The sequence below is a fragment of the Novosphingobium sp. 11B genome, from assembly GCF_054589055.1.
Window position 1 is genome coordinate 1 of sequence record NZ_BAAILP010000271.1, and the last position, 387, is coordinate 387.

The 387-nt window shown below is 62.0% G+C and carries 1 protein-coding gene; it reads right to left on the minus strand.

All coding sequences use genetic code 11. The features are described 5' to 3' along the window. Positions 1-35: 35 nt before the first annotated feature. Positions 36-387 (minus strand): integrase core domain-containing protein (locus tag ACYPYD_RS23035; protein ID WP_459665759.1); only part of this gene is annotated, 352 nt, incomplete at its 5' end.

Here is a 387-nt window from a genome sequence, read left to right on the forward strand (position 1 = left end):
GTTCTGCCACCGGCCAGAACGAGAGGTCCGGCGCTTCATCGGCCGGGGTTAACCCCGGCCGATGAAGCAAATTCGGCCGGCGTCATGCACCCCAGGGATGTGTGAGGTCGGGTCTCGTTGAAGTCCGTCCGCCACGCCTCGATCTTGCTCCTGGCGTCGTCCAAAGACAAGAACCAGTGCGTGTTGAAGCATTCATCGCGCAACCGACCGTTGAAGCTTTCCACGAAGGCATTGTCGGTCGGCTTTCCGGGCCTACTGAAGTCGAGCGTGACACGGTTCATGTAGGCCCAATGGTCGAGCGCCCGAGGGATAATTTCCGGGCCGTTGTCCACCCTGATCTTGGCAGGTGCGCCGCCGCGCTCGAACAGCAGGCGATCCATGACGGCG